At 57.5% G+C, this 21,542-nt stretch carries 22 protein-coding genes and 1 riboswitch; of the genes, 10 read left to right on the top strand and 12 right to left on the bottom strand.

What is annotated here, in order from left to right; translation table 11 throughout:
* Positions 1 to 39 precede the first annotated feature (39 nt).
* From AP059_RS19645 to AP059_RS19625, 5 genes are all read right to left on the bottom strand, one after another.
* Entirely contained in the window at positions 40 to 1,635 is a 1,596-nt protein-coding gene (locus tag AP059_RS19645; protein ID WP_059765153.1) for an ABC transporter substrate-binding protein, read from the bottom strand.
* A gap of 76 nt (positions 1,636 to 1,711) precedes the next feature.
* Positions 1,712 to 3,094 (bottom strand): OprD family porin, encoded by a 1,383-nt coding sequence (locus AP059_RS19640; protein ID WP_048362516.1) that lies wholly within the window; start codon positions 3,092 to 3,094, stop codon positions 1,712 to 1,714.
* 165 nt (positions 3,095 to 3,259) lie between these two features.
* Positions 3,260 to 4,858, bottom strand: coding sequence for an ABC transporter substrate-binding protein (locus tag AP059_RS19635; RefSeq protein WP_059765151.1), 1,599 nt, complete (start codon positions 4,856 to 4,858; stop codon positions 3,260 to 3,262).
* A 299-nt stretch (positions 4,859 to 5,157) separates the two neighbouring features.
* Positions 5,158 to 6,783: an ABC transporter substrate-binding protein gene (locus AP059_RS19630; protein ID WP_048362518.1), complete on the bottom strand. Its 1,626-nt coding sequence runs from the start codon at positions 6,781 to 6,783 to the stop codon at positions 5,158 to 5,160.
* Positions 6,784 to 7,200: 417 nt separating this feature from the next.
* Complete coding sequence (locus AP059_RS19625) at positions 7,201 to 7,920, bottom strand: SIMPL domain-containing protein (RefSeq protein WP_059765149.1); 720 nt, start codon at positions 7,918 to 7,920, stop codon at positions 7,201 to 7,203.
* Positions 7,921 to 8,211: 291 nt separating this feature from the next.
* Here AP059_RS19625 and AP059_RS19620 point away from each other — a divergent pair, with 291 nt between their 5' ends.
* The 5 genes from AP059_RS19620 to AP059_RS19600 all read left to right on the top strand — a co-directional run bounded on the left by AP059_RS19620 (position 8,212) and on the right by AP059_RS19600 (position 11,687).
* Complete coding sequence (locus AP059_RS19620; protein WP_059765147.1) at positions 8,212 to 9,474, top strand: ATP-binding protein; 1,263 nt, start codon at positions 8,212 to 8,214, stop codon at positions 9,472 to 9,474.
* Positions 9,467 to 10,027 carry a response regulator transcription factor gene (locus AP059_RS19615; protein WP_059765145.1) on the top strand — a complete coding sequence of 187 codons (561 nt, stop codon included), beginning with the start codon at positions 9,467 to 9,469 and terminating at the stop codon, positions 10,025 to 10,027. The genes AP059_RS19620 and AP059_RS19615 overlap by 8 nt, the downstream gene beginning before the upstream one ends.
* Before the next feature lie 105 nt (positions 10,028 to 10,132).
* Positions 10,133 to 10,627 carry a hypothetical protein gene (locus AP059_RS19610; RefSeq protein WP_059765143.1) on the top strand — a complete coding sequence of 165 codons (495 nt, stop codon included), beginning with the start codon at positions 10,133 to 10,135 and terminating at the stop codon, positions 10,625 to 10,627.
* A 51-nt stretch (positions 10,628 to 10,678) separates the two neighbouring features.
* On the top strand, positions 10,679 to 10,969 hold the full coding sequence (locus AP059_RS19605) for a PA4642 family protein (protein ID WP_048362523.1): 291 nt from the start codon (positions 10,679 to 10,681) through the stop codon (positions 10,967 to 10,969).
* 265 nt (positions 10,970 to 11,234) lie between these two features.
* Positions 11,235 to 11,687, top strand: a complete 453-nt coding sequence (locus AP059_RS19600) for a hypothetical protein (protein WP_059765140.1) — start codon at positions 11,235 to 11,237, stop codon at positions 11,685 to 11,687.
* A gap of 94 nt (positions 11,688 to 11,781) precedes the next feature.
* On the opposite strand, the gene mqo is transcribed toward AP059_RS19600, so the two are convergent.
* Complete coding sequence (mqo, locus tag AP059_RS19595) at positions 11,782 to 13,281, bottom strand: malate dehydrogenase (quinone) (protein WP_059765138.1); 1,500 nt, start codon at positions 13,279 to 13,281, stop codon at positions 11,782 to 11,784.
* 733 nt (positions 13,282 to 14,014) lie between these two features.
* Entirely contained in the window at positions 14,015 to 14,248 is a 234-nt protein-coding gene (locus tag AP059_RS22830) for a hypothetical protein (protein WP_082706837.1), read from the bottom strand.
* 158 nt (positions 14,249 to 14,406) lie between these two features.
* On the opposite strand from AP059_RS22830, the gene AP059_RS19590 reads away from it, so the two are divergent.
* A complete protein-coding gene (locus AP059_RS19590; RefSeq protein WP_059765135.1) occupies positions 14,407 to 14,991 on the top strand; it encodes a YajG family lipoprotein in 585 nt (194 codons plus the stop codon).
* Positions 14,992 to 15,050: 59 nt separating this feature from the next.
* On the opposite strand, the gene AP059_RS19585 is transcribed toward AP059_RS19590, so the two are convergent.
* Entirely contained in the window at positions 15,051 to 15,257 is a 207-nt protein-coding gene (locus AP059_RS19585) for a hypothetical protein (RefSeq protein ID WP_059765133.1), read from the bottom strand.
* 84 nt (positions 15,258 to 15,341) lie between these two features.
* The gene (locus AP059_RS19580) at positions 15,342 to 16,505 is read right to left on the bottom strand and encodes a 1-acyl-sn-glycerol-3-phosphate acyltransferase (protein ID WP_177332410.1); all 1,164 of its coding nucleotides are present in this window, start codon (positions 16,503 to 16,505) and stop codon (positions 15,342 to 15,344) included.
* A 108-nt stretch (positions 16,506 to 16,613) separates the two neighbouring features.
* Here AP059_RS19580 and AP059_RS19575 point away from each other — a divergent pair, with 108 nt between their 5' ends.
* The 4 genes from AP059_RS19575 to AP059_RS19560 are packed head-to-tail and all read left to right on the top strand — an operon-like array spanning position 16,614 to position 18,604.
* Complete coding sequence (locus AP059_RS19575) at positions 16,614 to 16,796, top strand: CPXCG motif-containing cysteine-rich protein (protein WP_059765129.1); 183 nt, start codon at positions 16,614 to 16,616, stop codon at positions 16,794 to 16,796.
* A 5-nt stretch (positions 16,797 to 16,801) separates the two neighbouring features.
* Positions 16,802 to 17,062 (top strand): putative signal transducing protein, encoded by a 261-nt coding sequence (locus AP059_RS19570; protein WP_059765127.1) that lies wholly within the window; start codon positions 16,802 to 16,804, stop codon positions 17,060 to 17,062.
* Between the two features lie 48 nt (positions 17,063 to 17,110).
* Complete coding sequence (locus tag AP059_RS19565; RefSeq protein WP_059765123.1) at positions 17,111 to 17,737, top strand: SOS response-associated peptidase; 627 nt, start codon at positions 17,111 to 17,113, stop codon at positions 17,735 to 17,737.
* A gap of 45 nt (positions 17,738 to 17,782) precedes the next feature.
* Entirely contained in the window at positions 17,783 to 18,604 is an 822-nt protein-coding gene (locus AP059_RS19560) for a M48 family metallopeptidase (protein ID WP_059765121.1), read from the top strand.
* 72 nt (positions 18,605 to 18,676) lie between these two features.
* Here AP059_RS19560 and AP059_RS19555 read toward each other — a convergent pair whose 3' ends face one another.
* The 3 genes from AP059_RS19555 to AP059_RS19545 form a co-directional block, all read right to left on the bottom strand.
* The gene (locus tag AP059_RS19555) at positions 18,677 to 19,261 is read right to left on the bottom strand and encodes a TMEM165/GDT1 family protein (RefSeq protein WP_048363013.1); all 585 of its coding nucleotides are present in this window, start codon (positions 19,259 to 19,261) and stop codon (positions 18,677 to 18,679) included.
* A gap of 90 nt (positions 19,262 to 19,351) precedes the next feature.
* Positions 19,352 to 19,473, bottom strand: a riboswitch (yybP-ykoY riboswitch).
* 49 nt (positions 19,474 to 19,522) lie between these two features.
* Positions 19,523 to 20,521, bottom strand: coding sequence for a class I SAM-dependent methyltransferase (locus tag AP059_RS19550; RefSeq protein ID WP_059765119.1), 999 nt, complete (start codon positions 20,519 to 20,521; stop codon positions 19,523 to 19,525).
* A 30-nt stretch (positions 20,522 to 20,551) separates the two neighbouring features.
* Positions 20,552 to 21,517, bottom strand: coding sequence for a 2-hydroxyacid dehydrogenase (locus tag AP059_RS19545; RefSeq protein ID WP_059765118.1), 966 nt, complete (start codon positions 21,515 to 21,517; stop codon positions 20,552 to 20,554).
* Positions 21,518 to 21,542: the final 25 nt, after the last annotated feature.

Below are 21,542 nucleotides of genomic sequence, written 5' to 3'. Positions count from 1 at the left end.
GCCAGGGTTCGGGTGAACGCTGGCGGGTGTTTTATTGTTCTACTTCACCTGGGTGGTGGCGAAGTTGTTATTGGTCAGCGGGCTAAGGATGTAGCCCTCGACGTTGCTGCGTCTGGCGTTAAACAGTTTGGGGTGCGCCACGCTGATCCACGGCTGGTCTTCGTGAAACACGGCTTGAGCGCGCTCGTACAAGGCAGACCGCTCGGCGGGGTCAGTAATTGCCCGTGCCTGAGTGATCAAGTCTTCAAATGTCTTGTTACACCAGCGGGCGTAGTTTTCGCCGTTTTTGGCAGCATCACAACTCAAGTTTGGCGTGAGGAAGTTATCCGGGTCGCCGTTGTCGCCCGCCCAGCCCGCACTCACCAGGTCGTGCTCGCCATTTTTGGCGCGTTTGAGCATCTCGCCCCATTCCATGACCCGGATGTCGAGTTTGATCCCGACCTGTGCCAGGTCCGATTGCAGCATTTGTGCGGCCACCAGCGGATTGGGGTTGGTTACCGCGCCGCCGTTGCGGGTGAAGAAGGTCAGTACCGTGCCTTCGGGCACACCGGCTTCTTTGAGCAAGGCGCGCGCTTTGTCCAGATCCCGTGGCGGGTTTTCAATGCTTTTGTTGAAGCCCAGCAGGGTCGGCGGGTACGGGTTAATGCCCGGTGTCGCCTTGCCCTCGCCGTACAGCGCCCGGATGTACGCGTCCTTGTCGAAGGCGATGTTGATGGCTTGACGCACCCGCACGTCATTCAAGTATTTATGCGTGGTGTTCATGGCGATGTAGCTGGTCATCATGGCTTCGATCTCATCGACCGCCAGCTTGGGGTCGGCCTTGATCGAGGCGATGTCATCGGGTTTTGGATAGACCGCAATCTGGCATTCGTTGGCCTTGAGTTTTTGCAGGCGCACGTTGCTGTCGGTAGTGACGGCGAAAATCAGCACGTCGCTGGGCGGCTTGCCACGGAAGTAGTCCGGGTTGGCCTTGAAGCGCACTTGGGCGTCTTTGTTGTAGCGCACAAACATGAACGGGCCGGTGCCGATGGGTTTGCTGTTCAACTCGTTGGTTTTGCCGGACTTGAGCAACTGGTCGGCGTATTCGGCGGAGTAGATGGAGTTGAAGGGCATGGCGATGTCGCGCAAGAACGGCGACTCGGCGTGATTGAGGGTGATCTTGACGGTCATGTCGTCGATTTTTTCGACGCTTTTGAGCAAGTCTTTGAAGCCCATGCTTTCAAAGTAGGGGAAGCCGACCAGCGACAGTTTGTGCCACGGATGATTGGGGTCCAACTGGCGCTGAAAACTCCACAGCACATCATCAGCGTTCAGGGTGCGGGTCGGTTTGAAAGAGTCAGAGCTGTGAAACTTCACGCCGGGGCGCAGGTAAAAGGTGTATTCAAGCCCGTCGGGGCTGATGTCCCAGCGCTCGGCCAGCGCCGGTTCAACGTCTGTAGTGCCGGGTTTGAAATCGGCCAGGCGATTGAGGATGGTTTCAGCCGAGGCATCGGCTGTCACGGCAGTGGTGTATTGAACAATGTCGAAGCCTTCAGGGCTGGCTTCGGTGCACACCACCAACGACTTGGCGCAAACACTGACAGCGGTGCTGAGCAATGCCACGGCAAGGGCAGTGCGTAGTGGAAGTCGTTTCATGGCAACCCTCTCCAATCGGTTGAATTTGCGTTGCGCCAATGCCTGTGTGCGAGCAACAGGCATTGGCGCGGCAGGGTTAAAGGATGTTGAACGGAATGGTGGTGACCACACGGAACTCGTTGATGTTGCCGTCAGACTGGAATTTGCTGGCGCGGTGCGTGGTGTAGGTGGCGCGAATCGCGGTGGCTTTCAGTGGACCGCTTTGAATTGCATAGGACGTGCCAATGCTGTACTCGGAGTGGTCTTCGCCGTCCATTTTCTTCACGTCATAGGCGGTGCCTTTGTATTTGGTGCCGTCAATGTCAAAGCCACGCGCATGGTAGGCGTTGAATTTCAGGCCCGGCACGCCGTACTGCGCCATGTTGATGCTGTACGCCAACTGCACCGATTTTTCGTTCGGGCCGTTGAAGTCAGACAACAGGGAGTTGGCCAGGTAAATACCGTTGGTTTCGTGCAGGTAGTCGAAGTACTCGTCACCGATCACTTGCTGGTACGACAGGGTGACGGTGTGTGCCTGGTGAGTCAGGCCGAAGGCCAGGCTGAAGGTATCGTTGTTGATATCCCCCATGGCCTTGCTGCCGGTGTCGATGGTTTTGTAGTAGTTGAGGTTGGTGTTGAGCCCCAGGACTGCGTTGTCGCCCAGATCGTGTACCGCGCCAAAGTAGTACTGGTTCCAGAAATCTTCAACGTGGGTGGCATAGAGCGAGGTTTTCAGGCTCTTGAACGGCTGGTAGTTGAGGCCGGCCACGCTGGCGCGGTCAGTGGTGACCTTGGCGCTGTCGCTGTATTCCGAGCGAAACTTCTTCAGGCCTTGCTCGGTGCGCGGCGATACGCGGTCAAAGGAGCCAGCGTCGAACGACAGGTTGTTGAACTCTTCACTGTGCAGCCCCACCCCCTGGAAGCTGGAAGGCAGTGCGCGGTTTCCGATCACATCGATGGTCGGGCTGCTGAAGTTCTGTCGGCCCACCACCAGTGTGGTGTTGGACACGCGTGCCTGAAGGTTCGCCAGGCCCAGCTTGCTCCACTGGCCAACGGCATCGCCATCGCTGTGGGTCAGGGTGCGGTTGTTTTTACCGGCGATGTCACCGACATCACGGTCCAGCGCAATGGCGTTGTAGGCCGCCACTTGGGTTTTGAAACCCACGGTGCCCTGGGTGAAGCCCGAGCTGTAATCAATGATGGTGCCTTGCACCCAGTTGATCCGGCGCGGTGTGGTTTTTTCCACGCCGTGGTCGTTGTAGGTGAAACGGCCGTTGTTGCGCTTCAGTTCGTTGGCGTACCAGTTGCGCGTTGTACCGCCCAGGCTTTGGCCTTCAACGAAGCCGCTGGCTTCGCTTTGGCTGCTGGCACCGGTTTTGACTTCGGTGGGCACAAACGCCTGGCTCATCTCTTCTGCTTGTGCCATCGCCGCAAGGCTGCTGATGGATAAAGCGAGTAACGCGCTGCTTGTGACTCTCATGGTTGAGGCTCCTCTGCTACTTTTTTATTGCCGCTCTTTATATGTTGAGCTGGCTGTTGTGGAACGAGTTTGAGCACTGCAAACGTTTGCTTGCGACCACTTGGCCGCAGTGTTCAGCAGGCCGCCCCATGCGGCCTGATGACACTGACAAACGCGGGGTAGGGGTTAGTCGTCGATACTCACGCCGGAGAAGGCGTTACGGCCAAACGGGCTCACGGTAAAGCCCTGCACTTTGGCACTCAGCGGCTGGTTAACCGTGGAGTGGGCAATGGGTGTGATCGGCACTTGTTGCTTGAGCAGTTGCTGGGCTTGCTTGTAGAGCACCGTGCGCTGATCGCGGTCGGTCACGATCTTGGCGTTCTTGACCAGGGTGTCGTACTCCTTGTTGCACCACATGGAGTAGTTGTTGCCGCCAATCGCGTCGCAGTTGTAGAGCGTGCCGAGCCAGTTGTCCGGGTCACCGTTGTCACCGGTCCAGCCAATCAGGCTGATGTCATGTTCGCCATTTTTGGTGCGCTTGATGTACTCGCCCCATTCGTAGCTGACGATCTTGACCTTAAGCCCGATCTTGCCCCAGTCCGACTGCAGCATTTCGGCCATCAGCTTGGCGTTGGGGTTGTACGGACGCTGTACGGGCATGGCCCACAGGGTAATTTCTGTGCCTTCCTTGACCCCGGCAGCCTTGAGCATCTCTTTGGCTTTTTCGGGGTTGTAGGGCGCGTCTTTGATGCTGTCGTCATACGACCACTGGGTGGGCGGCATGGCATTGACTGCTTTCTGCCCCGCGCCCTGATACACGGCGGTCAGGATGCTGTCTTTGTTGACGGCCATGTCCAGTGCTTGACGCACCTGGAGCTGGTCGAAGGGTTTATGCCGCACGTTGTAGGCGATGTAACCAAGGTTGAAACCGGGCTTTTCGATGACCTGAAGTTTGGGGTCTTGCTTGAGGCTGGCAACGTCGGCCGGACGTGGGTTGAGCGAGACCTGGCACTCGTTTTTACGCAGTTTTTGCATGCGTGCCGAGGCGTCGGTGTTGATCGAGAAAATCAGGTTGTCGAGTTTGACCTGGCTCGGGTCCCAATAGTCCTTGTTGGCCGCATAGCGGATGTTCGAGTCTTTTTGATAACGCTGAAACACGTACGGCCCGGTGCCCACCGGCTTTTGGTTGATGTCGCTGGGCTTGCCTTCCTTGAGCAGCTGGTCGGCGTATTCGGCCGATAAAATCGAGGCAAAGCTCATGGCGATGTTCTGGATGAACGCGGCGTCGACCGAGTTGAGCGTGATGACAACCGTCATCGGGTCGGTTTTTTCAACGCGCGCGATGTTCTTGTCCAGGCTCATGCTGCTGAAGTAGGGGAACTCGGTGGGGTACGCCTTACGAAACGGGTGGTCACGATTGAGCATGCGGTTGTAGGTAAACAGCACGTCATCGGCGTTGAAATCGCGGGTCGGGGTAAACCATTTAGTGGTGTGAAACTTCACACCGGGACGCAGATGGAAGGTGTAGGTCAGGCCGTCTTCGGAAATGTCCCAGCGGGTGGCCAGTGCCGGCCCTGCTGCGGTGCCGCCTTTTTCAAACTCGGCGAGGCGGTTGTAAATCGGTTCGGCCGCATCGTTATCGGTGGCGGTGGTGTATTGCGCGGTGTCAAAGCCTGCCGGGCTGCCTTCGGAGCAGAACACCAGGCTGTTGGCGGCATGGGCCAAGGGGCTGCCGGCAAGGACGCCAGCGCTGAGCAGAACCGATAAAACCAGAGGATTACGCATAGCGTTCCTAGTCCTTTTTCTTGTTTTTGTGTCCTGAGCGCTGCACGTACGGGCCAACACACTCAAGGCGTCGATACCATCCACTACGGTTTGACTCCCGGCGCTGTTCGCGGGTGGCTCAAAGACGTTAAGAGGTCAAAGAGCCGCCGTAAATGCGTCGGGCCTGACAAGTTCGTAGGAAATATCTCGGCGTCCTATAGCTTTCTCTGTAGTACAGAGTGGCTTAAGGATGAGGGGGATTTCCGCCGTCCTGGCAGATAAGTGAATGCGACTTACAGGTCGCATTCACCGGTCCTTTTTTACTTGCTGATGCCTACGCCGTAGAAGGACGTCAGACCGAGTGGGCTGATCTTGAAGTCCTGTACGTTGCTGCGCATCGGCTGATACACCGTCGAGTGTGCGATAGGTGTCATCGGAACCTGATCTTTGAGCAGGTGTTGCGCCTGTTTGTAGAGCTTGGTGCGTTCGGCCACGTCGGTGGTGGCTTTGGCCGCCTTGATCAGCGCGTCGAACTGGGGGTTACACCACTTGGAGAAGTTGTTGCCGTTGATGGCGTCGCAACCAAACAGGGTGCCGAGCCAGTTGTCCGGGTCACCGTTGTCACCGCTCCAACCGATCAACATCGCGCCGTTTTCACCGCCTTTGGAACGCTTGATGTACTCGCCCCATTCGTAGGTGACGATCTTGGCCTTGATGCCGATCTTGTCCCAGTCCGATTGCAGCATTTCGGCCATCAGCTTGGCGTTGGGGTTGTACGGGCGTTGTACCGGCATGGCCCACAGGGTGATTTCTGTGCCGGGTTTGATGCCTGCTTCTTTGAGCAACTCTTTGGCTTTTTCAGGGTTGTACGGTGCATCTTTGATGGTGTCGTCGTAGGACCATTGCGTTGGCGGCATGCCGTTGACGGCCAGTTGGCCAGCGCCCTGGTACACCGAATCAATGATTTGCTGTTTGTTGACGGCCATGTCCAGTGCCTGGCGCACCTTGAGCTGGGCCATCGGGTTAGGCTCGTTGCTGCCCTTGACCTTGTCCATCACGTTGTAAGCGATGTAACCCACGTTGAAGCCCGGTTTATCAGGCATTTGCAGGGCTTTATCGGCTTTCAGGGCGGCGAGGTCAGCAGGGCGCGGGTAAATCGTGACTTGGCATTCGTTCTTTTTCAGCTTTTGGATGCGCACCGACGGGTCGGTGGTGATGGCGAAAATCAGGTTGTCGATTTTGACGTCTTCGGGCTTCCAGTAATCTTTGTTACCGGTGTAACGGATGTTGGAATCTTTCTGGTAGCTCTTGAAGACAAACGGCCCGGTGCCAATCGGCTTTTGGTTGATGTCAGCCGGTCGGCCTTCCTTGAGCAGTTTGTCGGCGTATTCAGCCGATTCGATAGAAGCGAAGTGCATGGCCATGTTCTGGATGAACGCGGCATCGACGGTGTTCAGGGTGAACTTGACGGTTTTGTCGTCAAGTTTTTCCACCTTGGCGATGTTTTTATCCATGCCCATGTCGGTGAAATACGGGAATTCGGTGGGGTAGGCCTTACGGAACGGCATGTCTTTATCGAGCATGCGGTTGAAGGTGAACAGCACGTCATCTGCGTTGAAATCGCGTGTAGGCGTGAAGTACGGCGTGGTGTGGAACTTGACGCCGTCACGCAGGTGAAAGGTGTAGGTCAAGTTGTCCGGGGAGATATCCCAGCTCGTCGCCAAGCCAGGCTCAACCTGTGTACTGCCACGTTCGAACTGGCTCAGGCGGTTGTAAATGGTTTCGGCCGACGCATCGAAGTCGGTACCGGTGGTGTATTGGCCCGGGTCAAAACCGGCTGGGCTGCCTTCAGAGCAAAACACCAGATTGGTCGCTGCGTGAGCGAAAGGTGCGCTTGCCAGCAGGCTGGCGCCCACTAAAAACGGAATGACCGCGTGTTTGAACATGGTGGCCTCATGATTTTTGTCATTTTTGGTTTGAGGGCGACCTTGTGAGTCGACCCGGCGATACTTATGCACGGCCTATACCCAATGCAAGATGTCTTAGCCGTTGAACGCAATTTTCGTGGAACGATCGTACAGGAATGTCGCATTTATGTAATTTATGACGCATTTGATCGTTTGCGCGCCGATTTTAGAAGCATTTCGTTACAGCTTTTGCCGCTACGCAGTCACCGGTTGCACTGTTTTAGGTCAGGGGTGTTACTTATCTAGACTCTCGCCTTGAAAAGATGTCAGCTGATAACGATTAACTGTGTAAGTCATATCTTTATATTGATTCAGACGTGTCTTAGGCTTTTTCGCCTACGAAAAAGCCCCTGGAGCGCAGCCGCTTCAGGGGCTTTTTCAAGGGGGGGAAGGGCGTTATTGCATTTGCACTTCAATCACCCCGTCAGCGCTCATGCTGACTTCGCTGGTGCCCGCCTCAACGTCTGGGGTGGGTGCCGCCGCCATGTCAGCAGAAGCGGCTTTCATCATAATCGGGCTGCGCATGTAGGGTTGCGGATAACCGTTGCTGTTGAGGTTCAGGCTGACGATTTTGTAACCCTTGCCGCCCAGCGCATCGGTGGCCAGTTGCGCGCGAGTCTTGAACGCATTCACGGCATCTTTGAGCAGGGTGTCTTCACTGGTTTTGCGCGCAGCATTACCGACCGCGAATTGCATGTTGCCCATTTTCAGGGTTTGCATCAGGTCGCCGGTGAGCTTGGACAGGGCTGCGAAGTCTGCACTTTCCAGGCGCAGTTCGGCGCGTTCACGCCAGCCCGTGATCTTCTGGGTTTTGTTGTCGTAGATCGGGTAGCTGTTACGGCTGCCCTGGCGCAACGTCACGTCTTTAACCTGCTTGGCCTGGCCAATCGCCTTGTTCATGGCGGTGGTGATTTCTGCGGCCAGCTTGGCGGCGTCGGTGTTTTGCGCTTCGGTGTACAAGGTCACGATCATCAGATCGCGCGGCACTTCCTGGCTGGCTTCGGCGCGCAACGAGATCTGGTTGTAATGCAGGTCATCGGCGGCCAGCGCGGGCAGACTGGCCAGTGCGCCAATGCTCAGGGTCAGAAGGGCGGCAGTACGAGGGAACATAGACATGAAGGCTCCTTGGGTGAGGTACGCAGGTGTGGTCATGCAGGCCTGCGTCTGAGCAATAAGACTCTGATAAATGGATTTCAGTTCGCCCGATTACATTTTTGATACATATACCCATGTGTCAAGGCGCCAGCGTTGGTGAAGGCATGGACGGCGTTGTCCGCTCAAACCAGGCGCGTGAGTAGCCGTATTCTGTAAAAAAACACTGTGGCTCATTGCCGCACGTTTGCCTGTGTTGCCATCAGCTTGGTTATACTCCCGGCGATCCGCCTGGAGCGCTCATCAGGAGAGCTCATGCTCGCCCCCGTACAGTTAATGTCTGCGACACGTCAGAACCTCTGGCGCCTTACGCTTATCCGCACCTTGGTGCTCGCTGCTCAAGCGGGTTCGGTGGGGATCGCCTACCTGTTTGATTTGTTGCCGCTGCCCTGGTTTCAGCTCTGCGTGACCCTCGGCTGCTCGATGCTGTTGTGTGCTTTTACCGCGATCCGGTTGCGCACCACGTGGCCGGTGACCGAGTTGGAATACGCGTTGCAACTGGCCTGTGATCTGTTTATCCACAGTGCCTTGCTGTATTTTTCGGGCGGCTCCACCAACCCGTTTGTTTCGTATTACCTGGTGCCGCTGACCATTGCTGCGGTCACGCTGCCGTGGCGGTTTTCGGTGGTGCTGTCGGGGATCGCGCTGGCGCTGTACACCTTGCTGCTGGTGCAATCCTATCCCCTGGACACCGTTGCGTTCTTCCGCGAAAAACTACAGATCTACGGCATGTGGCTGAGTTTTGCCTTGTCGGCTGCCGTGATCACGTTCTTCGCCGCCAAAATGGCCGAAGAGCTGCGTCGTCAAGAGGAACTGCGAGCCTTGCGCCGTGAAGAAGGTCTGCGAGACAAGCAACTTTTGGCCGTGGCCACCCAAGCCGCTGGCGCTGCTCACGAGCTGGGTACACCGTTGTCGACCATGAGTGTGCTGATCAAAGAGATGCGCCGCGAACACCCTGATCCAGACTTGCAAGACGACCTGAGCGTGCTGCAAGACCAGGTCCAGCTGTGCAAGCAAACCTTGCAACAATTGGTGCGCGCAGCCGAAGCCAATCGTCGTCTGGCGGTTGAGGTGCAGGACGTCACTCAATGGCTGGATGAAGCACTCAATCGCTGGCATTTGATGCGCCCCGAAGCGACGTATCGCTTTCAGTGCCTGGGCCATGCGCCGATCCCGCGTCTGGCACCGCCGCCCGATTTAACCCAGGCGCTGCTTAACCTGCTCAATAACGCGGCGGATGCCTGCCCGGAAGGGCTTGAAGTGACCGTGGATTGGGATGCTGTGGATTTGACCATCAGTATTCGTGACCACGGTGCAGGTGTACCGTTGGCCATCGCCGAACAAATTGGCAAACCCTTTTTTACCACCAAGGGCAAAGGTTTCGGCCTGGGCCTATTCTTGAGCAAAGCCAGCGTGACACGCGCTGGTGGCTCGGTAAAACTCTACAGTCACGAGGATGGCGGCACGCTCACCGAGCTGCGCCTGCCCCGTGTCGCCCGAGGAAACGAAAATGAGTGAAGAAATTCAGGTCGAAGGCGAAGAACTGCCGCATTTGCTGCTGGTTGACGACGACGCCACGTTCACCCGCGTGATGGCACGCGCCATGAGCCGACGCGGTTTTCGCGTGAGCACCGCAGGCTCTGCCGAAGAGGGGCTGTTACTGGCCCAGCAGGACCTTCCCGACTATGCCGCGCTGGACCTGAAAATGGACGGCGATTCGGGGTTGGTTTTGCTGCCTAAATTGCTGGAACTTGACCCGGAAATGCGCGTGGTGATCCTCACCGGTTATTCGAGCATCGCCACCGCTGTTGAGGCCATCAAGCGCGGCGCCTGCAACTACCTGTGCAAACCCGCCGACGCCGATGACGTGCTCGCGGCACTGCTGAGCCAGCACGCCGATCTGGATGCGCTGGTGCCGGATAACCCCATGTCGGTTGACCGCTTGCAGTGGGAGCACATCCAGCGCGTACTGGGTGAGCACGAAGGCAATATCTCTGCCACTGCCCGCGCATTGGGCATGCACCGCCGGACCTTGCAACGCAAATTGCAAAAGCGCCCCGTGCGCCGCTGAGTCAACCTGCACTCAGGTTGTACGCCTCTGTGAAACCGGTCGCGCAGACCGGTTTACAAACGCGAGCCCATGCTAGAGTGCTGGCTTCGTCTCTCGGAGCTGGTCATGAGCCGTTTAACCCGTTGTGTTGCCTCTTTTGTGTTGGTGGCCAGTCTGCCTTTGGCGGCCGCGCCCGTGAGCACTTCGCCTTTGCATGCGCAGTTTTTGCCTGCCGATGATCTGCAATTGCGCACCGAGAAACCCGATCAGCAACAACTGATGCTGGTCACCTCTTATTCCGTCGTAGTGGGCAGCCAGCGCCAGTCCAATCAACAGCCGATTCCGGTGACGTCGCCATTGTTGGTGCGCTTGAAAGGCAAGCCGATGAGTCAGGGCGCCACAGTGCGTGAAGTGTTGATTTCGTTCGATGGTGAAAGTAAAAGCCTGAAAAAGCCCGCCTTCGACAGTAAGACTAAAACCCTGACGCTGTCGTACCCGGTCGGCCAGTATCGGGTGGTCATGGATTTGCTGCGTAACGACACGCTCTATTGCCAGTTTCTGACGTACGCCAATGGTCATATCTGGGCCGACTTGCACACCGGCAGCGTGCGTGCGCGCTGAGGCTTGGGTAAACTGCGTGCCCCGTGAAGTATCAGCAAGCTGGAGTCGGACATGCGTAAAGATAAGAAGCAGTTGATTGGTGATGAGATTGGCGATGAACAGATCAAGTTGTTCCTCGACTTCGAGCCTGTGGACGCCACTTCACCTTCGCTGCATAAACTGGTCAAAGCGTACCGTGGTTTGCGTATTGATGATTTCGAGCGTTTCCTGACCTTTTTCAAAGAAGCGGGCTACGACCTGGATGGTAAAGACGAACACGGCCAAACCTTCGTCGACATCATCAAGGACCAGCGCAACGCGGCCGACTATATCCAACTGATCGAGACTGCTCGCAACGCGTAGCCGTTGCCTAAGGCGACGTCCGATTGCACAGCAATCGTCAATTTCACCTGCGCGATTTTTCAGCATGGCGTGACTTGATTTGACGGCGGCGTTGCCGCCGGATGCCGCCGCGCTTATTCCCTCTAGTGTTTAAAGACCCATCCCACGCCGCTTGCACCGTTTGCGGCGGGGCGCTTTTGCGTGGGCGAACAATACTCAAATCGACAGTTAGCCTGTTAACCGCTCATCAGGACGATGAGCCCCTCTACTGAAAAGGACTTCTACCATGAAACGAATCCCTGATTTTTTGGCCCGCCTTTTTTTGGGTCTGCTGCTTGGCGGGCTGGGTTCGGCCGCGCTGGCCATTGACGAAATACTGGAGGTCGAAATTCATAATGCGACGTCCGCAGCGATCTCACCGGGCAAAGATTTCTCGTGGCTCGACAACACGCAGGCGACGGGACATGACTTTGTGATTGAGCCGGGATACAGCCAGGAATTGACCTATTACCTGCCGCAGTCGCGGGGCAATGAGTCGTTTAGCTATCAACAAGGGGAGCGCGTGTGCGGGTTCGGCTTCAGTCACCTTGAGCCGGGAAGCGCCAACATAAACCGTCGGGTTTATGCCAAGTCTATGGGGCAGGTTGCGAGCGTGTGTGGGGCCGATTTGATCGCAATCACAGACGACGATGACTTTGTCAGTAATGGCGGCAGCCGGGTGTTGTTCACCATGAAATAGGCGTTGTGCCTGTCATGCGCTTTTGCGGTGCAACAAAAAAGCCCGCGCCCCAAAAAGGGGCGAGGGCTTTGTGGGCTGCTTACATCAAGCGGCCTTATGCGATGCTGTTGCTCGGTTCGACCAGCTCAAGCAGTTGCGAATTACGTGTGCTGATTTCGCGGTACAGCTCGGCGTCTGTCTCCAGGGTTTTTTCCCGTGCCGGGAAAATTTCCTTGAGCTTGGTGGCCCATTCGCCTGTAGCTTGTTGTGCGAAGCAGCGCTCGATCAGGTCAAGCATGATCGAAACCGTCACCGAGGCGCCGGGGGAGGCGCCCAGCAGCGCAGCCAGCGAGCCGTCTTTGGCCGCCACCAGCTCAGTACCAAATTGCAGCACGCCGCCTTTTTTCGGGTCCTTTTTGATGATCTGAACCCGTTGGCCCGCAATCTCAAGGCGCCAGTCTTCGGCTTTGGCCTGTGGATAAAAGCGACGCAGGGATTCGAGGCGCTGCTCCATTGATTGGCGTACTTCACTGACCAGGTACTTGGTCAGGTCCATGTTGTCGCGAGCGACGGCGAGCATGGGGCCGATGTTGCCCAAACGGATCGACATCGGCAGGTCAAGGAACGAGCCGTGCTTGAGGAACTTGGTGGTGAAACCGGCATACGGCCCGAACAGCAGCGACTTTTTGCCATCAACCACACGGGTGTCCAGGTGCGGCACTGACATCGGTGGCGAACCCACGGCTGCCTGGCTGTAAACCTTGGCCTGGTGAAGCTTGACCACCTCCGGATTGTCGCAACGCAGCCACTGGCCACTGACCGGGAAGCCGCCGTAACCTTTGCTTTCTTCGATGCCCGAGGCTTGCAGCAGCGGCAAGGCCGCGCCACCGGCGCCCAAGAACACGAACTTGGCATCAATGTGGCGCGTGTTGCCGCTGTTGATGTCTTTGATGCTCACGGTCCAGCCGCTGCCGTTACGCTTGAGGCCGGTGACTTTCTTGCTGTATTTGATCTGGGTGTCGGGAGCGCTGGCCAGATGCTTGAGCAATTGCTTGGTCAGGGCGCCGAAATTGACGTCGGTGCCGTGCATCACACGGGTCGCCGAGATGACTTCGTCCGCAGGGCGGCCCGGCATCATCAGCGGCATCCATTCGGCCATTTTGGCTTTGTCTTCGGTGTATTCCATGTCGGCAAACGCATGGTGCTTGCTCAGCACCTCATAACGTTTTTTCAGGAAGGACACACCTTTTTCGCCTTGCACGTAGCTCAGGTGAGGAACTGGGCTAATGAAGGACTTGCACGAACCGAAGGTCCCTTGTTGCGCCAAATAGGCCCAAAACTGTTTCGAGACTTCGAACTGGGCATTGATATGCACCGCTTTTTTGATGTCGATCGAACCGTCAGCCGCTTGCGGCGTGTAGTTCAATTCGCACAGTCCGGCATGGCCGGTGCCAGCGTTGTTCCACGGGTTGGAACTCTCCGCAGCGCCTGAGTCCATCTGCTCTACTACTTCCAGCGACATGCCGGGGTCGAGCTCTTTGAGCAGTACGGCGAGGGTGGCACTCATGATGCCCGCTCCAACCAGTACTACATCGACTGCTTCGTTATGCGCCATTAACGCGTCTCCAAAATCTACGGCACCAAATTGACGGCATAGCTGCCAGGTGTTCCGAGGCGTGGATCAGGTAGAGCCTCAGGTCACGCGTGGCCAGGATCGCCATGTCCGATTCATCGCAATTGCTTGCTGCTTCAGCGGACGCCACCAACCGGGCCTTGAAGGTTCATATGAACGCATTTCAGGGCGCCGGAGGCAATTCGACTTAAGGTCAAGAGCGTCCGTTTGTGCAACCAAATCCGTAAGGCGGACAGGTTTCAGTCTTGTGCGGTAAAGCTGACTTCGAACCTGCTGGATGGGGCAGTAACAGACGCTAATGGTGCATGTTCAGACGCAAAACTTTTCATTTGCTCGCCACACTCTTGTGAAGTTGTGAAAACCCGTTTTTTTCACGCTCTTTTGAAGACGTGAACCTCAAAAAAGGGCTGCCGCATGCCTGGCACCAAACCCGTGAACGACCTGCAATACAGGTGCGGCAAAACGGGCGAACGCAGTGGCCGAGCAGCATGGCAGCTCTGCAGATTGTTTAGAGGGGTGTGCACGATCAACAGCAAGCGCGCCGGCTCTACACAATCTGTGTGGGCGGCTCTCTGTGGGCGGTTTGGGGTGCCAATACACGCGTATTAGCGGTGTTGCGAGGCCCGATCAGGAGACGTCCTTATAATCGGGGGGAGATTGTAGCGAAGAAACGCGGGCAATTGATCCTGTTAAATGACTTTTATTGGTGTTTGAGTCAAACACCTAACAGCGGTTGCACCCTTGAGCGCGTTGCAGGCGAGGCCACGCGGGCGTTAGCGGGTAATACCTGGTGCAACCAATTGAGGCGAACTTCTTCAATTTCGACCCAGTTGTCGCCAGCCGGAGGCTTTATGCATTGTTTAAAGGCCTGGCAGCGGCCTGATGCATCCAGACGTGCAAAGCAGCGATGTGGGCGAGTAACGCTCAGTAACAACCCTAGCCAGCTCATGGCAAGTCCCTCTTGAGTGAATGTGTAGAACATTGCCATGCAGACGTGACGCACTGATGTATCGGCCATGACAGACCAGTGACAGCAAGCGGCTGGTTCACAGGTGCGCAGCACCGCTATACTGGCGGCCGGTTTTACCCAGTCCTGGAGAGATGAGCATGTTGCAACGCCTGTTGTTCGGTTTGATCACTGTGACCAGTTTGACCCTGGTCGGCTGCGCCCACAGCCCGCAACAACTTAGCCCGCAACCAAAGCTGACCACGCAGCTCGCACCGGTCGGTCGCGGTCAGCCTGTGGTGGTGCGTGTGGTGGATGGCCGTCCGTCCCCCACCTTGGGCACGCGCGGTGGCATGTACCCTGAGACCAGCGCCATCAGTGTCAGCAGTGCGGACCTGATCCCGAAACTGCAAGCCCAGGCTGAAGCCGCTGTGCGTTTGTTGGGCTACACCCCGACGGCCAATGCGATGAATGCCCCGCAACTGACCGTGACCCTGGCTGAGCTGAAGTATCAGTCGCCAAAGGACTCGATGTACGTGACAGAAGCGACCATTGGCGCAACCTTCCGTTCTGACGTGAAGAATGGCGGCCGCACCTACAGTGGTCGTTATGGCGCGTCCCTGGACCAGCGCTTCGGTATGGCACCGAATCAGGAAACCAATACCAAACTGGTGAGCGATGTACTGAGCGATGCCCTGACCCGCGTGTTTAAAGACCCGTCGGTAGGTCGTCTGCTGGGCGAGTAACCGTTCAACAGCAAAAAGCCCGAACTCGTTGAGTTCGGGCTTTTTTGTGCGCGCAGGGTTCAGGCAGCTTGCGCGTAGAACTCAAGTTGACTGACGCCGGTGAGCATATCCAGTTCGGGCAGGTCGGCATGGGTGTGTCCACTCAGCGCGCAATACACCAGCCAGTGACGATCCTGAACGTTGAACGCTAAACCTTCGATCAGCGCCTGCTGCTCATCGTTGGGCGTAATGCGATAAAGGTGGTCCTGGTTTTCGGCGTGCAGCATGACAAACTCCGTGTCGGTCTAGAGGGGCCACAGAATGACCTCTCTGGATGACGATACGGTGACAGCACACTTTAAGGGTGGAGATTAAAGCGCCAGACCAGCCTTGATGCGGTATTGGTTGCGTACCGGCATTGCATATTGCAGCACCAGATAGGGCCGGTGTTCTACCGGGCAGGCGTCCAGGCGGCGTTGCCATTCCTGTTGGGCCTTGGCCAGTTCATCGGCGGGGAACACGTCGCTCGCCACCGGCACCTGCAATTGCGGGTCAGCCTCGGCCCATTGCGCGTAGGCCAGGTAATGCGCGGGGAACAGTCGGTATCCCGTCAGGATCTGACGATCCATTTCGGCGGCCAGCAGTTTGCTGTCTTCGAAAACATCAGTGATTGGCGCTGCGAAGTTAACGTGTACCCGGCCTTTGTAGCCGGTGATGCCGTTGGCGATGCTGGTGTCATCTTCGCCCGGTGCCTTGCTGTACGTGCCGGTTGTGGCGCGGATGTACAGTTCACGCGCTTTGGCCTGATCACACGGGTCGTATTCATAGCTGATCGACACCGGGGTCATGTTCAGTGATTGAATGACTTCGCCGAAGGGTTCGCTTTTACGGCTCATGTGAAACATCTTGAGGATTGCCGAGTCAGTGCGGTCGTCACCGTCTTTTGCACGGCCTTCGGCTTGAGCAATCCAGATGGACACACCATCGTTGCGGATCGAATGGTTGATGTACGCCGACAGCAATTGGTAAGCCGCGAGTTTTTCGCGGCGACCGGTGATCGAGCGGTGCACGATGAAGCTCTTGTTCAGGCGCATCAGGTCGCTGACAAAGGGTTTTTGCAGCAAGTTATCGCCGATGGCGATGCGCGGCGTCGGCAGGCCCGCGTGGTAGACCGCGTAGTTGACGAATGCCGGGTCCATCACGATGTCGCGGTGGTTGGCCAAAAACAGATAGGCGGTGCCCGACTTCAAGTTTTCAACGCCGGTATAGGTCACGCCGTCGGTTGCGTGTTCAATCGTGCGATCGACGTAGACCTCGACCTTGTCTTGTAATGAGGCGACAGAGTTAACCCCTGCGAACTCTTTTCGCAGTCGATGCGCTATAAGAGGTTTTAACAGCCAGCCGAAAGCGCCAGCCAGGCGCGGGAAGCGAAAGTGGGTAAGGATATCTAGAAACGCCTTGTCGCTGAGCAGCCGGGCCAGCACTGCTGGGACTTCGGCGTCGTCGTAAGGTCGGATGGTATCGAATTGGCCCATCATGCTCTCTTGTTGGAAACGGCTAGGGTAAGTAAACAAGGCAGGCCAAAAATAATAGCCCTGCAAATAGACCGGCGATTATACGCACAAGTTACTTTGGAGACCGCGATGCTTGAAACCGAACAGTACGACTGCCCTTATTGCGGTGAGCGGGTAGATGCGCAGCTTGATCTTTCCGGCGGCGATCAATCCTATATTGAAGACTGCCCTGTATGTTGTCGGCCGATCTGCTTCACGCTTCAGATTCACGGTGATGAGTGGATGCTCGATGTACGCACTGAAAACGAGTAACGGACATGCAGCGCATTTATGAGCCGCAAAGCTTGATGGAAGCCGAGCTGTTGTTGGGCATGCTCGCCAGCGAAGGCGTACCGGCCTGCCTTCAGGGGCGTGACCTGGTGGGTGGGATGGGCGAGTTGCCGGCGTTGGGGCTGTTGGGCTTGGCGGTGGCCGACGATCAAGCGCTTTACGCGCGCGAGCTGATCGATGCGTACAATGCGGCCTCACCCGTAGCGGGCGACGAGCCCGAGAGTTTTCCGGATGTGCTGGTCTGTTAAAAAGACCGTTTTTTCACCGCTATCTATATAGAAGAGTTGTGCTGGCCCATGTGTGGACGTTTTGCCCTGTTTCGTTGGAATCCTGCATTTGCAGCTTTGCCCGGTTTTCCGGCGGATCAGCAAGCGCAGTGGAATATTTCGCCCAATGACTCGGTATTGATCCTGCGGGCGGGGGCGCAGCCGGATCAGCGCACGTTGGCCCGGGCGCGTTGGGGCCTGACCCCGGCCTGGTTGACTGACCTGTCCCGCACGCCTGCGCATGCGCGCGCGGAGACCCTGGCCGAACAACCCATGTTTCGCGATGCCTTTCGTCAGCGTCGCTGTTTGCTGCCGGCCAACGGCTTTTATGAATGGCGCGGCTCCACGCGTAAGCGTCCGTATTGGCTGACACCGGGTGAAGGTGCATCACTGTTTTTTGCAGCGATTTGGGAAGCCTATCCGGTGGAAGGTCACGAGTGGTTGAGCACTGCGGTCATCACTCAGGCGGCCGCCAGTCAGCGGCGGCCGTTGATTCTGGACGAAGAGGGCCAGCGTGCGTGGCTGGACCCCGAAACCCCGCTGCATGTGTTGCAAGCCCTGCTGGCCAGCCCGCAATCGGCGCTGCGTGAGCGGCCGTTGGCCAACCTGGTCAATGATCCCAAACTCAATGCGCCGGAATGTCTGACGCCGGGTTGAGGGGTGTGTCTGCTACGATACGCGCCATCTTTATGGAGAGTCGTGATGGGTAAGTTAGCGGTAGTGTGCGTGGTCGGCGCAGGGCTGTTGCTCGGCGGGTGTCAGGCGGTCAACACGACCAAGGCGGGTGCGGTCGGGGTTGAGCGCAAGCAATACATGTTCAGCATGCTCTCCAGCCAGCAGGTCGATCAGATGTACGCGCAGTCGTACCAGCAAACGGTCAGCGAGGCGAACACCAAAGGCGCATTGGACAAAACCAGCGCCAACGCTAAACGCTTGCAGGCCATCGCTAACCGACTGATTGCCCAGGCACCGGCGTTTCGCCCGGATGCTGCGCAATGGGATTGGGAGGTCAACCTGATCAAGAGTGATGAGCTCAACGCCAACTGCGGCCCTGGCGGCAAAATCATCTTTTATAGCGGGATCATTGATCAGCTCAAGCTGAGCGACGATGAAATCGCCGCGATCATGGGTCATGAGATTGCTCACGCCTTGCGTGAACACGGTCGCGAGTCCATGTCCAAAGCCTATGGCATTGAAATCGCCAAGCAGGGGGCGGGCGCGTTGTTGGGCTTGGGGCAAGACAGCATGCAATTAGCCGATACCGTGGTTAATTACAGCCTGACCTTGCCTAACAGCCGCAGCAACGAAAACGAGGCGGATCTGATCGGTCTTGAGTTGGCGGCTCGTGCGGGCTACAACCCGAACGCTGCGATCACCTTGTGGCAGAAAATGGCTCAGGAGTCGCAGAACGCGCCACCTGAATTCATGAGCACTCACCCGGCGTCCAGCAGCCGGATTGCAGCATTGGAAGCGGCGATTCCCAAGGTGATGCCGCTTTATCAACAGGCGCCGAAAACCCAGTAACGGCAGGCCTCTCACCCCCGCCCTCTGCTTTTGGTAGAGGGCGGGGGTGAGGGCAGATTTCAAACCGGGCGCTTAAACCCAGCCACTGATCACCATGGCCTTGTACACGGCCACGGCAGCCAAGACGACAAACGCACCCGCAGCCAGGCGACGGATCAGGGTCAGCGGTAGTTTGTCGGCCGCAAAATTACCCGCCAATACCACTGGCACGTTGGCAATCAGCATGCCCAGCGTGGTGCCGATAATCACCAGCCACAAATCGGGGTACTGCGCCGCCAGCATGACGGTTGCCACTTGGGTCTTGTCGCCGATTTCAGCAATGAAGAAGGTGATCAGGGTGGTCACGAAAGGGCCGTACTTGCGTGCGGTACTGGCTTCGTCGTCGTCCATCTTGTCCGGCACCAGCGTCCACAAGGCGGTGGCGGTAAAGCTCGCCGCAAGAATCCAGTGCAGCATTGCATCGCTGAAGAAGGTGCTGAACCAGGCGCCAACGGCACCCGCCGCCGCATGGTTGGCCAGGGTCGCGACCACGATGCCGGCAATAATGGGCCAGGGCTTGCGAAAGCGCGCAGCGAGAATGAGTGCGAGCAGTTGCGTCTTGTCGCCGATTTCGGCCAAGGCAACGATTGCAGTAGGAACAAGTAAGGAGTCGAGCATCATCAGGTGGTTTCCAGGGGCGGGTCGACACGGCTATGACACGTACAGCCTTCCCGCCCCGGGTAAGGTGTTCGTGTCATAGGTCTTGTCAAACCCTGGTCCGTCTGTGCGGACACCTGGGTCGCATACGCCATGGTCTGTTGACCAAGTATGTTGACGTATGCCGGATGAGCGTGAAGCTCAGAGGAGACTACTCCCCTAGGACGGAGCGGATTCTGCCTATGCAAATCCGATCCGGCAAGCCTTGTTTTTCAAATCGTGTTATCGACGCTTGGCGCTGTAAATCCGAAATCCCTGGCCTTGGGCCTTGACCGCGCAGGCGCCAAAGTGCTCTTCGATCAGGGGCTGGTAGCGCAGGAAGCTGTTGGCAACAATCCGAAGTTCGCCACCTGATTTCAGATGTTTGACTGCTTTTTTCAGCAAGTTCTCGGTGGCGTGGTAGTCCGTGTGGACGCCGACATGGAACGGTGGGTTGCTCAAAATTGAGTTCAAACCCATCGGCGCCGCATCAATACCGTCGCCGGTAATCACTTCGGCTTCCAGGCCATTGGCGGCCAACGTCAAACGGCTGCTGGCGGTGGCGAATGCATCCACGTCGAGCAGCGTGACAGTGTTGTGCGGATAGCGACGTTTGACGGCGGCCCCGAGCACGCCCGCACCGCAGCCGAAGTCCAGCACATGGCCGCTGGGCAGTTTGTCGAGGTTTTCGAGCAGCAAGGCACTGCCACGGTCCAGACGGCCGTGGCTGAATACGCCCGGCAAGCTGACGACGTTGAGCGGACCTTCGGCCAGCGGCAGTTGGTAATGTTGCGCCAGTTGGGCCAGGACAGGAGCGGCGGGTGCGGTGTCCACGGTGACTTGCCACAGTTGGCAATGCCGCGCGCTGTCGAGTTTGCGCGGTTTGCCGAACGCGGCCAGCTGTTTGGATGCGCCTTCAATGCCCCCTTTCTTTTCACCGACCAAAAACACATCGGCATTGGGCAAGCGGGCGGCCACGGCGTTAAGGACGTAGTCGCTCAGTTCTTTGGACTTGGGCAAAAACACCACGGCGGTGTCAAACGAGCGCTCGGGTAATTCAACCCCGAAGTGCACGCGCCCGGCAAAGCGGGCGTCCAGTGCGGTTTGATCGCCTGCGTGCCAGCACCAACCGTGAGCATTGGGTAACTGGCCCAGCAAATCGTCCGGCGGCAGGCCGACTAACAGCACCTCACCTTGAAAGTATTCGGGCTGGCGAAGCAGTACTTCACTGCGCGGATCCATAATCTGCTCCTCAAAAAGGGGCGCAGTTTATCAACTGACGACCCGCAGCGCTGTACCGTTGAAGAACGCTTGGGCGTTTTCGCTTAATTGCCCCACGATTCGCTGCCGGGCTTCGCGGCTGCCCCAGGCGCTGTGCGGGGTAATGATCAGGCGCGGGATGTCAGCCGCCAGCAACGGGTTGCCGTCGCGTGGCGGTTCAACGCTTAACACGTCGGTGGCAGCGCCGCCTAAATGGCCACTGCGCAAGGCATCGGCCAGGGCCTGTTCGTCGATCATCCCGCCGCGCGCGGTGTTGATGACGAAGGCACCGGGCTTGAGCAATGCCAACTGCGGGGCGCCGATAAAGTGATGCGTGTGCTCATTGAGCGGGCAGTGAAAGGTCACGGCATCGACCTGGGGCAGCAGTTCGTTCAGGGCCAAGCGATCGGGGCGAGCAGGGCGGCCCGGGATCTGCCCGAGCAAAACGCGCATGCCAAACGCTTCGGCCAGTTTTGCCACGGCGCTGCCCAGTTCGCCATGACCGAACAGGCCGAGGGTTTTGCCTTCTAGCTCAACAATCGGGAAGTCCAGCAGGCAGAATTGTTTGGCGGTTTGCCACTCGCCTGCGGACACGGCTTTTTGGTAGTCGATTACGCGCGTGGCCAGTGCCAGCAGCAACATCAAGGTGTGCTGTGCCACTGAGGGGGTGCCGTAACCCTGGCAGTTGGCGACAACCATGCCGTGCGCCCGGGCAGCCTCAAGGTCAACGTTGTTGGTGCCCGTGGCGGCGACCAAAATCAGCTTCAGGTCCGGACACTGGGCGAGGGTGTCGGCGTTCAACAGGACTTTATTGCTGATGACCACGCTGGCACCTTGCAAGCGTTCGACCACGTTGGCTGGCGTCGTGTCGGTGTACAGCTGCAACGCGTTGAAACACTGGCGCAGGGGGCTGAGGTCAAGATCGCCCAGGTCCAGTGAGGGGTGATCGAGGAATACGGCGCGGTGAGTGTTCGTCATCAACTGTACCTTTTGTACTGTGAAA

Source organism: Pseudomonas sp. TAA207 (assembly GCF_001529285.1).
Lineage (GTDB): Bacteria > Pseudomonadota > Gammaproteobacteria > Pseudomonadales > Pseudomonadaceae > Aquipseudomonas > Aquipseudomonas weihenstephanensis.
This window is presented reverse-complemented; position numbering and strand designations above follow the sequence as displayed.